The organism is Streptomyces sp. E-08, assembly GCF_049913095.1.
Classification (GTDB): Bacteria; Actinomycetota; Actinomycetes; order Streptomycetales; family Streptomycetaceae; genus Streptomyces.
Genome location: NZ_CP183971.1, coordinates 790,658 through 803,569, shown reverse-complemented (window position 1 = coordinate 803,569; position 12,912 = coordinate 790,658). Strand labels below are relative to the sequence as shown.

Here is a 12,912-nt window from a genome sequence, read left to right as displayed (position 1 = left end):
TTCATTCCCCCAGATCGAGAGTGAGTTTGGTGACGGTGAACGCCTCGGCGTAGCGCGCGTGGCATTCGATTCCGCGGATGCGCGCGAGGCCGAGGAAGGCCTCGCGGTCGTACCAGGGCCGGTGCCGCTGCGAGGGGTAGTGCTCCTGCAGCAGCCGCACCTTGTCCTCGGCGACCTCGTCCGACAGCGGCTGGTACGCGGTCGGACGGCCGAGGTCGCCGTCCCATTTGACGATCTCGTAGCGGAGCACGAGGTGGTCGCGGAACGCGGTGGTCACGAGCTTCGCCAGGCCGCGGTGGTCCTGGTGCGCGTCGTCGGTGCGCGGGGCCAGGATCAGCTCGGGCTCGGTCCGCCCGCGGAGCTCCTCCACCGCGGCCTTGGCCTCGTCCCAGTGCACGGGCAGCCGGCCGTCCGGCAGCTTGAGCACGGTCAGCCGCAGGTCGGCGTCCGGGCAGAAGGCGGAGAGCGCGGCCCGCTCCTCCTCCTCGCGCTCGGTCCCGCCGCCCGAGAGCACCAGCGCGTCGACGCGTACCCCCGGCCGCGCGCGGCACAGCGTCAGCAGCGTGCCGCCCGCGCCGATCGCGATGTCGTCGCAGTGCGCGCCGACCGCGACGACCCGGTCCGGCCGTCCGGCGGCGAGCCGGATCACGCGCGCGCTCCGGCGGTCGCCCCCGCGCCGTCCCGCTCCCACACGGCCCACGGGCGATCGCCCGCGGCGTAGGAGGCGTCGAGCGCGGCCCGCTCCTTCACGGTGTCCGTCGGCTTCCAGAAGCCGCGGTGCTGGTGCGCCACGAGACGGCCCTGCTTGGCCAGTCCGGCACAGCCGTCGGCGACCAGGTCCCCGTTCTCGGGTATGTGGTCGAAGACCTCCTGGCGGAGGACGAAGTAGCCGCCGTTCTCCCAGAGCGGCATGTCGCTCACCGCGGTGATGCCCCCGACCAGGCCGTCCTCGCCCAGGTCCACGCAGTGGAACGACTGCTGGGGCGGCACCACCATCATCGACGCACCCGCGTCACGCCGGGCGAACCGGTCGATCATCTCGTCCAGCGGGGCGTCGGTGAGCACGTCGGCGTAGTTCGCGAGGAACATCTCGTCGCCGTCCAGGTGGTGCCGCACCCGGCGCAGCCGCTCCCCGATCGGCGACTCGATGCCGGTCTGCGCGAACGTGATCGTCCAGTCCGATATGTCGGTGGACAGCAGCTCGGTCCGGCCGCCGCGCAGCACGAAGTCGTTGGACGCCGTCTCCTCGTAGGTGAGGAAGAAGTTCTTGATGTGGCGCGCTCCGTAGCCGAGGCACAGGATGAACTCCGTGTGCCCGAAGTGCGCGTAGTAGCGCATGACGTGCCAGATCAGCGGTCGCGGACCGACCATAGCCATCGGCTTGGGCACGTCGTCGGAGGCGCCGCTGCGCATCCGCATCCCGTAGCCGCCGCAGAACAGTACGACCTTCATGCCTTCACCTCGACGATGCTCAGTTCCGGGATGGGGAAGACGAGCCGGCCGCCCCACTCGTGCACGAAGGACAGCTGCTCGACCAGCTCGGCCCGCAGGTTCCACGGGAGGACGAGGACGTAGTCCGGTCTGTCGGCGGCGATCCGCTCCGGCGGCAGGATCGGGATGCGGGTGCCCGGGGTGAACCTGCCGTGCTTGTACGGGTTGCGGTCGACCGTGTACGCGAGCAGGTCGGGCCGGATGCCGCAGTGGTTGAGCAGGGTGTTGCCCTTGCCCGGGGCGCCGTAGCCGACGACCGTCTCGCCGCGCTCGGCCGCGTCGATCAGGAACCGCAGCAGGTCCCGGCGCACCTTGGCCACCCGGGCGGAGAACTCCGCGTACCCGGACAGCTCCTGGAGCCCGGCGGCCTTCTCCCGGTCCAGCACCTCGGCCACGCGGCTGCTCGGCTCGCCCGCCACCGCGGCCGGCCGGGCCCACAGCCGGATGGAACCGCCGTGCGTGGGCAGCAGCTCGACGTCCACGAGCGTGAGCCCGCCGCTCGCGAGCGCCCGCGCCGCGGACGCGACCGTGTAGTACTGGAAGTGCTCGTGGTAGATCGTGTCGTACTGGTTCTCCTCGATGAGGGTCAGCAGGTGCTGCACCTCGATGGAGACCCAGCCGTCGTCGGCGACCAGGGCCCGCAGCCCCTGGGTGAAGCCGACCACGTCGGGGATGTGCGCGTACACGTTGTTCGCCACGACCAGGTCCGCCGGGCCGTGCTCGGCGCGGACGGCCGCGCCGGTGTCCGGGGACAGGAACGCCGTGAGCGTGGGCACGCCCGCCTCGCGCGCCGCGGCGCCGACGTTCACCGACGGCTCGACGCCGAGGCAGCGGATCCCCCGGTCCACCATGTGCTTGAGCAGGTAACCGTCGTTGCTGGCGACCTCGACCACGAACGCGTCCGGTCCGAGCTCCAGACGCTCCACCGCGCCGGCGACGAAGGTGCGCGCGTGCTCCACCCAGGACGTCGAGTACGAGGAGAAGTACGCGTACTCCTGGAACGTCTCCTCCGGCGTGATCAGCGGCGGGATCTGCGCCAGCCAGCAGTCGGTGCAGACCCGCAGGTGCAGCGGGTACGCCGGTTCCGGCAGGTCCAGTCGGTCCGCGGCGAGAAAGCTCTCGCACGGCGGCGTCGCCCCCAGGTCGACGACGCTGGCCAGCGCCCCCGAACCGCAGAGTCGGCATCGTGTCATTTCTCCTGCCCCCCATCTCCGCTCGCGCGGGTGCCCCGCGACGAGCCGGCTTCTTCGTTCCGTACCGGCGGCGCACCGTTCTCGCCGCCCGACCGGCCCGCGATCGCGGACCGGTACTCCTCCAGCAGGCGTTCCAGCCCGACGGCCGGGCTGAACCGCTGCTCGTATCGGCGCCGGGCCGCCTCGCCCATCTCCCGGCCGCGGGCCGGATCGGCCGCGACCAGCCGGATCCGGGACGCGAGCGAGGCGGGGTCGCCCGGCTCGTGCAGCAGCCCGGTCACCCCCTCCTCGACGAGTTCGACGAAGGCACCGTGCGCGGCCGCGACGGCCGGCACCCCGGCCGCCATCGCCTCCGCGACCACCAGGCCGAACGTCTCCAGCGACATCGACGGCGCCACCACGGCGACGGACCGGGCGACGGCCTTCCGGCACTCCTCCGGGTCGAGCAGCCCGACGTACCGCACGTCGTCCCGGCCCGCCGCCCAGTCGGCCACCTCGCGCTCCAGCGGCCCGGCACCGGCGATCACGAGCGGCACGCCCACACCGCCGCCCGCGGCGATCTCGTCCCACGCGGCCATGAGCGGCCGCACCCCCTTGGCCTCCGCCAGCCGGCCCAGGAAGAGCAGGTGCTCGCCGTCGCCCTCGCGGCGGGCGCCCGGATCGGGCACGAAGTTGTACTTCACCACCAGGCGTGAGGCCGGCATGCCGGACCGCACCAGGATGTCGCGCTGCGCCCCGGAGATGCAGAAGAACCGGTCCACGCCGGACCACCACCGGCGCCGGTTGACCGACATGCTCACCGCGAGCGGAACCGTCGCGAGCCGCGAGCTCCGGTAGCAGCCGTGCCGCACGGCGGGCAGCGCGGTCGACGACCCGACGCACTCGGTGCACTGCCGGCCGTCCCGGTGGAGCGTGCCGGGCGGGCAGATCTGGGTGTAGTTGTGCAGGGTGGCGACGACGGGCACACCGGCGTCGGCGCAGGCGGCGAGCACCGCGGGCGACAGGAGCGGGAAGACGTTGTGCACGTGCACCACGTCCGGCCGTTCGGCACGGAGCCGGGCGGCGAGCTCCGTTCGGACCCCCGGGTTCCACGGCACGAGCAGCGGCACCGCGGCCTTGCCGAGCAGCGACAGGTCGGCGATGTCGTCGCTGCGCCGTTCGAACAGCTCGACCCGGTGGCCGGCCGCGCGCAGCAGCCCCACCTCTTCGTCGACGACGCGGTTCTCCCCGCTCGGCTGTGCCGAGGAATAGCGGTTGTGCACGACGAGGACATGCATGCTCAGGTCACCTCCGGGCCCAGCGCGGGATACGCCGTCGAGGGACCTCGACGGTCGGCGGCGGCGTCGCGTCGGCGGGTGCCACGAGCAGCGAGGCGGCCAGGGTCAGATGCAGCAGATAGGCCGAGGCGTCACCGAGACCGACCTCGGTGTACGAGGAGATCCCGCAGTAGCTGATCAGGAAGATCGCGCAGGCCCTCGGCAGCGAGGGCGGCCGCAGCAGCGCGACGCCGCCGAGCACGATGATCATCGCCGCCACGATGGTGACGCCGATCAGCCCCTGCTCGTCGTAGACGGCCAGCCAGCTGTTGTCGATCGGCAGCCCGTCGAACGACTTGTCACCGAGCCCCGTGCCGAACACCGACTCCTCGACCGTCCGGGGCGCCGAGAGGAGGGCGTCCCAGACCTTGGCCCGGCCGGTGAGGTTGGAGAGGTCCCCCTGGCTCTGTCCGCGCAGGAACCACGTCCGCAGCGCGGAACTGAACACCACCGCCGCCACCGTGGCGCACAGCACCGCCCAGGCGAAGAACCGGCGGGCGGCGGCGCTGGTCAGGATGAGCGAGCCGATCGCGAGGACCAGCCCGATGAGCAGCCCGAGCGTCGCCGTCCTGGTGTGGGTCATGGCGAGCAGGACGAGCGACGGCACGATGACCAGCGCCGCGCCGGCCCCGGTGGTCCTGCGGCCCAGGAGCAGCAGCACCGTGAGCCCGATGATCACCGCCGCGTACTGCCCGATCTGCGGCGGGGTGAGCGGCCACAGCGCGCCCACCAGCCGCTGGCCGTAGTACTCGGGCATGGCCGTGCCCGGGGCGATCACCAGGCCGGCGGCCACCAGTACGAGCACCGCGAAGTACATCCGGATGTGGTACCGGACGAAGGTGAGACTGCCGTCCCACCAGCGGCTCAGCAGCCACAGCGTGCCGACGAACAGAGCCAGCCGGGCGCAGCGGAACAGCGCGCCGTACCCCAGCTGCACGCTGGAGATCAGGCTCGGCACCAGCAGCAGGGTGAGCAGGAACAGGAAGGCGCTGGCCCGGAAGCGCAGCCGGGGGTTGAGCGCGAGCGCCAGCGCGAACGCCGCGACCAGCGCGCCCATCGTGACCATCTGGATGAGGGAACGCGGCAGCGGGATCACGGTCTTCGCCCCGGCGGAGCCGAGCGTGTTGAGGGCGAGGCACGCCCAGACGACTCCGACGGCCTTCGGCGTGCCCGCGGCCGGGGACGCGGCGGCGGCCCGGGTGCCCGGCACCCCGCCGGACTTCAGCTTCCCGTCCATCTCAACCACCGGCCCGCGGTTCGAAGGTGCTGCCCGCGTCCTGCCGGTACGGCGCGCCCCGCCACCGCCCGGAGTCGAGCCTCCGGCCCGCGTCGTGAGCGGTGAAGGTCCACGGACCCCGGTAGGCGTTGTCGTGCCAGCGGTTGTGCTGCTCCCGGGTGATCGCACGGGCCACCCGGTCGCCCCGGTACGGCGACCAGTCGGGGGAGCCGCCCTCGTTGGAGAGCACCGCCATGCGGCCGCACTCCTCGGCGCATCCGACGACCGACGGGTCGAGGACGAAGCGGTTGTCGTGGATGTCCACCCGCTGGGTCTTCCACCGGCAGTCGGCGTACAGCGGCGCGGTGGCGATCGCCGGCCGCGCGCAGCGCGCGGTGTCCTTCACCAGCAGCGTGCAGTAGTCGGAGGAGGTGTTGGAGGGACTGTTGCAGAACCGGTCGGCGTTCTCCCACAGGGTGATGCCGTTCCAGTTGTCCTCCAGCAGGTTCCGGTAGATCTCGATCCCGTCCGTGCGCGCGGGGACCCGCGGTTCGCCGCCGGACTCGGACACGTAGACGGTCGCGTACGGGAAGTCGTCGCCGTCCTTCGCGGACGCGCGGCCCTCGACCCAGTTGTTCCGCCGGATCGTGTTGTTCCGGACGACCGCGTTGTAGCTGGTCTCGTACATCAGCGCGGCACCGTCGTTGGACTCCAGGACGTTGTCCTCGAAGAGGAAGTCGTTGTTGTTCGTGTCCGCCCACAACCCGGCCCCGCGGTTGTCGTGCACCCAGTTGCCGCGGATGTCGGCGCCGTCGACGGCCCAGAACTTGATGCCCGCGGTGCAGCCGCAGCCCGGCTGCCGCCGCTCCCAGTCGTCGGTGTTGTTGCCCGTGATCTCGTTGCCTTCGACGACGAGGCCGCGGATGGAGTCACCGGTCTTGTAGGCGTTCATGCCGTACTGCCCGTTGCCGCGCAGACAGCTGGCGCGGACCCGCTGACGGGCACCGGCCATCAGGCCCGCGCCCGAGTTGTGCTGGATCGTGCTGTGCTCGACGACCCATCCGTCGGCCATGTCGTGATTGACCACGCCCTCGTCCTGCGGCGCGACGAAACCCTGCACGGTCAGGTAGCGGATGGTGACGCCGGGGGCCGTACCGCCGAACGCGTACTGATTGGTTCTCCGGCCGTCCAGCACCGCGCCCGGCGCGCCGAGGTAGCGGTTCCCCGCCTTGGCCTCGACCTGGGCGTAGGGGTCCGACCGGAGCCGGTGCGTGCCCGGCCGCAGCCAGAACGTGGTGTTCGGGGGGCTGTTCTCGGTCTTCGTCTCCAGGTCGCCGACCACCGCCGGGTCGACAATCACGGCGCCCGCCGGCGCCTTCGACGGACCGGCCGAGGGCGCGTCGCACACCCGGGCCCGGGACGCGGCGGGCGCCCCGGACGGCTCGGGCGCCCCGGACGCCGAGGACGTGCCGCCCCGCTTCGCCGGGGCGTCCGGCGCACTCGTACAGCCGGCCGCCACCGGCAGGGTCAGCGCGAGCGCCGCCACCGGCAACGCCCAGCGCCGCCTCTCGAACACCACGCCTCCTCCCTAGCCGCCGAACCCGAGCACGGTGACGAACTCCCGCGTGCCGTCGGCGAATCCGCTGCCGACCAGCGTGGTGCTGGGCTCCTTGCGGCCGAATCCGGCCGAGTACCAGCCCAGCGGCGGCTCGCTCTCGCCGCGATGCGCCCGCCAGGTCAGCTCTCCGGGCAGGTCGAGCACCGCGGAACGGTCCTCTCCCTCCCGGCTCCAGGTGAGCACCGCGCGGTTCCCCGTCAGTTCGGCGGAGACCAGCGGCCCGAGGTGGAACGCCAGCTCCACGGACCCGCCCCGGCCGCGCACCTCGTCGACGACCTTCACCTCCCGGCTCGCGGCCGTCAGTTCCACCCGGCGGCGGTGCACGGAGTCCTCGTATCCGTCGTGCTCGGCGGACCAGCGGGCCACCTTCTCGTCGGACGTGTCCGCGACCAGGACGCGGCTGCGGGCGTGCCGGGTCCACAGGAACGGGCCGCCGGACACGGACTGGTCGGCGCCGCCGAGCCGCAGGGTGTTGTGGCCGAGGGTCGACCGGAAGTACTGCCGCCACTCGGGCTGCCCGTGGTAGCAGAACGTCCCCGGGTCGGCGAGCACGTCGACCCCGTCGTGCCGTACCTCCACGGACAGCGCGTCCGCGTGCGCGTGCGCGGCGATGGACAGGAACCCGTGCGGACCGCCGTCGCAGCGGACCCAGATCTCCTCCGGACCGCGCAGGACGGTCATCCCCGCGTCGGGGAAGTGGGCCGGCCGGGTCGCCGGGCGCGGCAGCGCCGGGGCGCCGCCTCCCTTCCCGTACGGCCGGACGAGCGCGGCGAGGAGCGGGGTGCGCACATCGGTGCCGGTCACCTCCGGCCACCAGTCGAGCCGGCCGAACACGGCGTCCCCGGTGGCGAGCAGCGAGCCCCAGCGGTCGGTGTCCGCGCCGTCCAGGACCAGACCGTGCCCGTCGTCGGAGTCGCCCTGGCGCGGCGGCCGCAGCCGGCCGTCCACGACGGTCGCGAGCGCGTCGGTCATCCGCAGCAGCACCGGCCGGATCGCCCCGGGGACCGGCACGCCTGCGGCGTCCGCCTCGGCCACCGCGGCCAGGCCGAGCTCGAGGACCAGCCCGTGGTACTCGGAGGCCAGTTCGCGGTTGAGGCCGGAGAGGAACGTGTTGCCGCGCAGGTGCCGCTCCAGCGACCGCAGCGCGTCGTCGCGCCAGCGCGCCGAGGAGGGGAACCAGTCGAACGCGCAGGCCGCGGCGAACTGCCCGGCGGTCTCGGCGATGACGTGGTTGTTCGCCGAGGACCCCCGGCTGGGGAACGCGGCAAGCCAGCGCTGGTGGTGCCAGATCTGTCGCAGCGCCACCGGGTTGTCCTCGAAGAGACCGGCGGCGCCCGACCAGCCGTCGAGCAGCCGCCGGACCCACACCCAGGAGAGGAGACGGATCCCCAGCTCGATGCCGCTCGTCCAGTGCACCCCGCGCAGCGGCGCGTTGGCCGCCCACCACGACCGCAGGTGCTCGGCCACGCGCTCGGCGTACCGCTCGTCCCCGGTGACCGCGTACGCGGCGGCGAGCACGGTGAGGTACTGGTGCCGGGACGGCTCCCAGATCTGCTTGATGTCCCCGACCGCCTCCTCGCTCCGGTACGGCACGTCGAAGGCGTAGACCCACGGCGCCCGGCGTCCGGTCTTCGGGTCGCGGCACCAGTCCGGGGCGACCATGTCGTCGCGCTCCACCCCGAAGTACTCGGCGTGCCCGGCCATCAGCCGGTCCGCGTCGGCGACGAGGCGCTTCGCGGCGTCCGGCGGCACCGCGGCGACCGCCCCCGCGGGCAGCACCGCGGTGAACCGGGCGCCGGTCACGCTCGGGCAGACCGGCGGCGCCGACCGCCACCGCCGCCTGCGCACCGCGTCGCCCACCCGGCCGCCGACCTCGCTCGGCCCCATCCGGGACAGGCGCCGCAGGTACCAGCCCGCGCTCATCGTCATCGGGCGCCCGCCAGCGTCACCGGCACACCGGAGGCCAGGCCGGCCCCCACGGCGAGGGTGGCCGCCGTGGTGGCAACGAGCGACTCCAGCGGCACCGGCATCGGGCCGCCGGTCCGCACGGCCCTGACGAACGCGGCCAGCTCGGCGTTCTGGCCCTTGTCCCGGGCCTTGGGCAGCCGCGAACTGACCCACTTCTCCGGGCCGTACACCTGGGCGCGGACGAAGTCGTCGAGGCGCAGCACCTTGCCGTCCGCGACGAGGTCCAGCGTCTCCTTGGGGAAGGCGGCCGGTCCGGTCGTGACGTAGCTGATGGTGGCGGTGGACCCGTCCGGGTAGCGCAGGACGACCTGGAGGTCCTCGTTGCCGGCGGGGGCGACCGCGTACACCGAGACCGGATCGGCCCCGAGGAGCCAGCTCGCCGTGTCGACGAAGTGCCCGCCCTCGCCCGCGAACCGGGAGCCCTCGGAGCCCTGCTGGAGGTACCAGCTGCCGTGCTGGAGCCGGCCCGCGTTGACCAGGTAGCGCAGGCTCGCCGGGCCGGTCCGGGCGCCGAACCGCTTCCGGGCCTCCTGGAGCAGCGGGGCGAACCGGCGGTTGAAGCCGACCTGGAGCCGGTCGTTGCCGGACTTCTCCACGGCCGCGAGCACGCCGGCGAGCTCGTCCTCCGTGAGCGCCAGCGGCTTCTCCACGAACACGGCCTTGCCGGCGTGCAGCGCCTTCTGGGTCAGCTCGGCGTGCGAGCTGTGGCGGGTGACCACGAACACCGCGTCGATCGACGGGTCGCCGAGCACGGCGTCGAGATCGGTGGTCGCCGCGCCGAAGCCGAACTTCCGCTGCGCGTTGGCCGCGGACAACGCGGTCGTGGTGACGACCGTGGACAGCTCGACGCCGTCGCGGCCCACCAGGTGCGGCAGCAGCATCGACGTCGCGTAGTTCCCGGCGCCGACGAACGCCAGCCGCACCGGCCCCTTCACGGGCCGGGCCGGGGTGGACGCGCCGCCGGCGCGGCGCACCGCGGGCACGGCCACCGCCGGGGCCTCCGTCTCGGCCTCCGCCGCCTGCTCGGGGTACCGGAACAGCACGGCCACGGCCTTCAGTTCGCCGTCCTTCAGACTCCGGTACGTCTCGACGGCGTCGTCGAAGTCGGCGATGTGGGAGACCAGGGGGTCCACGTCGACGCGGTCGCGGGCGAGGAGGTCGATGAAGCACGCCAGGTTGCGGCGCTCGGTCCAGCGCACGTACCCGATCGGGTAGTCCCGCCCCTCCAGCTCGTACTCCGGGTCGTAACGCCCGGGGCCGTAACTGCGGGAGAACCGGACGTCGAGCTCCTTCTCGTAGTACGCGTTCCACGGCAGGTCCAGTCGGCACTTGCCGATGTCGACGACCCGGCCCCGGTCCCGGCTCAGCCGGGCGGCCAGCTCCACGGGCTGGTTGCTGCCGCCGCCGGCCGCCAGGTACACCTGGTCCACGCCGTGACCGCCGGTGAGCTCGGCGACCGCCGCCTCCACCGCCGGGGACGAGGGATCGCCGCAGGCCGCGGCGCCCAGGCGCTCGGCCAGCTCGCAGCGCGCCGGATCGGGGTCCACACCGACGACGACGGCCCCCGAGGCGGAGAGCAGCTGCACCACCAGCTGACCGATCAGCCCGAGGCCGATCACCAGCGCCACGTCGCCGAGCTGCGGCTCGCCCTGGCGGACGCCCTGCAGCGCGATCGACCCGACCGTGCCGAAGGCCGCGTGCCGCGGCGAGACGCCGTCCGGCACCGGGGTGTAGAGGTTCTTCGGCACCCAGTTCAGCTCGGCGTGCAGCGCGTGCTCGTTGCCGGCGCAGGCGACGAGGTCGCCGACCTTCACGTCGTCGATCCCGGCGCCGACCTGCTCGACCACCCCGCACAGCGAGTAGCCGAGCGGCGTGTAGGAGTCCAGCTTGCCCATCACCTTGCGGTAGGTGGCGGGCACCCCGTTGGTGGCCACGCTCTGCATGACCTTCGCCACCTGGTCCGGCCTGGAGCGGGCCTTGCCCAGCATCGACATGCCGGCCTCGGACACCTTCATGAGCTCGGTGCCGGTGGATATCAGCGAGTACGCGGTGCGGACCAGCACACCGCCCGGCTTGCACCCCGGCACCGGCACGTCGAGCACCGCCAGTTCGCCGCTCTTGTAGTTCTGCACAACCTGTTTCACCGATGTCCCCTTGTTTCTGAGCCGTCTTCTACGCCGCCGGGCGCGCGCTCCGGCCGGACCCGGAGGTCGCGTCGCGATACCAGTACTCGAGGGTCAGCACGTGCCAGAGGTGCTTGGAGAAGTCCCGCTGCCCGGCCGCGTCCTCGGCGACCATGCGCGCCAGCGCGTCCCGCCGCAGGAGCCCCGAGTTGACGAGCACGCCGTCGTTCACCACCTCGCGCACCAGCGGCGCCAGGTCCCGGCTCATCCAGGCCCGCAGCGGGGCGCTGAACAGACCCTTGGGCCGGTACACGATCTCCCGGGGCAGCACCGAGGTCGCCGCCTCCTTGAGGACGGCCTTCCCCTGCCGTCCCACGATCTTGCGGTCGCCGGGCACGGTGAACGCCGCCTTGACCACCTCGACGTCCACGTACGGCACCCGCACCTCGGTCGACGCGGCCATGCTCGACCGGTCCGTGTAGGCGAGGTTCAGGCCCGGCAGGAACATCCGGGCGTCGCCCAGGCACATGCGGTTGACGAAGTCGTCGAGGTCGTTGTCCGCGTAGACGTCGGCGTGCTCGGTCAGCACGTCGTCGACCGTCCCGGCCAGGTCCGGATCGACCAGCGCGAGCAGCTCCTCCTGGTCGTACATGGTGTAGCTGCGCCGGAACGCGGTCTCCTCCGGCAGGTCGGCGAAGGAGAGGAACCGCTTCGCGAACCGCACCGACCGGTAGCCCCGGCGGGCCGTGGCGACCGGCAGCCGGTCCACGGCCGCGGACAGACCGCTCCGCAGCGGCCGGGGGACGCGCTGGTAGCGCAGCGCGATCAGGTTGGCCAGGTGCTTGCGGTAGCCGGCGAACAGCTCGTCGGCCCCCATCCCCGACAGCATCACCTTGACGCCGGCCTCGCGGGCGGCCGAGCAGATCAGGAACGTGTTGATCGCCGCCGGGTCGCCGATCGGCTCGTCCAGGTGGTACGTCATCTCCGGCAGCAGGTCGAGCACGTTCGGTGCGATCTCGATCTCGTGCAGGTCGACGCCGAACTGCTCGGCCACCTGCCGGGCGTAGCGCAGGTCGTCGGGCATCGCCTCGAACCGGGCGTCCTCGGCGCGGAACCCGATCGTGTAGGCGGAGATCCCCGGCCGGTCGCGGGCCGCCAGCGCGGTCAGGTAACTGGAGTCGAGCCCGCCGGAGAGGAAGGTCGCCACGGGCACGTCGGACAGCAGGTGGCGCCGGGTCGACTCCTCGACGATCGCGGCGATGTCCGGCCGCTCGCCCGCCAGGGCCCGCTCCCGGCCCTCGGCGGCGACGTCCCTCAGGTGCCAGAACCGGCCGCGCTCCACCCGGCCGTCGGGCCGGCACCGGAGCCAGCTGCCCGGCGGCAGCTTCTCCGCCTCGCGGAACGCGCACCGGGAGTCCGGCACCCAGTAGTAGAGGAGCGAGGCCACCAGCGCCGCGTGGTCCACCTCCAGCCTCCCGCCGGTGGCGGTGGCCAGCGCCTTCAGCTCGGAGGCGAACACCAGGCCCTCACCGCGCCGGAGCAGGAACAGCGGCTTGATGCCGAGCTGGTCGCGGGCGAGCACCAGCTCACCCGTCCGCTCGTCGAAGACGCCGAACGCGAACATGCCGCGCAGCCGGGGCAGGCAGTCCGTGCCCCAGCGCCGCCAGGCCTCCAGGAGCACCTCGGTGTCGGAGGTGCCGCGGAAGCGCACCCCGGCGGCCGTCAGCTCGGCCCGGAGCTCGGGCGCGTTGTACAGCTCCCCGTTGTACGTGAGGACGAGACCGTCCGAGACCATCGGCTGGGCGCCCGTCTCCGACAGGTCGACGATCGCCAGCCTCCGGTGCCCGAGGTGCACCTCGCCGTCGGCGACGGGGTGGCTGTACCGGCCGGCCCCGTCGGGACCGCGGTGGGCGAGGGTATCGGTGAGCCGGTCGGTCACGACCTTCCCGTCCGGCCATCGGTACGTACCTGCGATGCCACACATGCC

At 72.9% G+C, this 12,912-nt stretch carries 9 protein-coding genes; all 9 read right to left on the bottom strand.

The annotated features are described in order from the left end of the window. Nucleotide 1 precedes the first annotated feature (1 nt). Genes ACN9MM_RS03800 through asnB form a run of 9 tightly spaced genes read right to left on the bottom strand, consistent with a single transcriptional unit; the run spans nucleotide 2 to nucleotide 12,909 of the window. Entirely contained in the window at nucleotides 2–649 is a 648-nt protein-coding gene (locus tag ACN9MM_RS03800; RefSeq protein ID WP_383668724.1) for a PIG-L deacetylase family protein, read from the bottom strand. Beyond that, nucleotides 646–1,452, bottom strand: a complete 807-nt coding sequence (locus tag ACN9MM_RS03795; protein ID WP_426362277.1) for a glucose-1-phosphate cytidylyltransferase — start codon at nucleotides 1,450–1,452, stop codon at nucleotides 646–648. Before ACN9MM_RS03795 ends, ACN9MM_RS03800 begins: the two co-directional genes overlap by 4 nt. Then, a complete protein-coding gene (locus tag ACN9MM_RS03790; protein ID WP_426362276.1) occupies nucleotides 1,449–2,684 on the bottom strand; it encodes a class I SAM-dependent methyltransferase in 1,236 nt (411 codons plus the stop codon). Before ACN9MM_RS03790 ends, ACN9MM_RS03795 begins: the two co-directional genes overlap by 4 nt. Continuing rightward, entirely contained in the window at nucleotides 2,681–3,961 is a 1,281-nt protein-coding gene (locus ACN9MM_RS03785; RefSeq protein WP_426362275.1) for a glycosyltransferase, read from the bottom strand. The genes ACN9MM_RS03790 and ACN9MM_RS03785 overlap by 4 nt, the downstream gene beginning before the upstream one ends. 7 nt (nucleotides 3,962–3,968) lie before the next feature. Continuing rightward, the gene (locus ACN9MM_RS03780; protein WP_426362274.1) at nucleotides 3,969–5,237 is read right to left on the bottom strand and encodes an O-antigen ligase domain-containing protein; all 1,269 of its coding nucleotides are present in this window, start codon (nucleotides 5,235–5,237) and stop codon (nucleotides 3,969–3,971) included. Nucleotide 5,238: 1 nt separating this feature from the next. Then, nucleotides 5,239–6,792, bottom strand: a complete 1,554-nt coding sequence (locus tag ACN9MM_RS03775; protein ID WP_426368664.1) for a right-handed parallel beta-helix repeat-containing protein — start codon at nucleotides 6,790–6,792, stop codon at nucleotides 5,239–5,241. Between the two features lie 12 nt (nucleotides 6,793–6,804). Then, the gene (locus tag ACN9MM_RS03770; protein ID WP_426362273.1) at nucleotides 6,805–8,763 is read right to left on the bottom strand and encodes an alginate lyase family protein; all 1,959 of its coding nucleotides are present in this window, start codon (nucleotides 8,761–8,763) and stop codon (nucleotides 6,805–6,807) included. Then, entirely contained in the window at nucleotides 8,760–10,946 is a 2,187-nt protein-coding gene (locus tag ACN9MM_RS03765; protein WP_426362272.1) for a bi-domain-containing oxidoreductase, read from the bottom strand. The genes ACN9MM_RS03770 and ACN9MM_RS03765 overlap by 4 nt, the downstream gene beginning before the upstream one ends. Before the next feature lie 28 nt (nucleotides 10,947–10,974). Next, a complete protein-coding gene (asnB, locus tag ACN9MM_RS03760) occupies nucleotides 10,975–12,909 on the bottom strand; it encodes an asparagine synthase (glutamine-hydrolyzing) (RefSeq protein ID WP_426362271.1) in 1,935 nt (644 codons plus the stop codon). Nucleotides 12,910–12,912 lie beyond the last annotated feature (3 nt).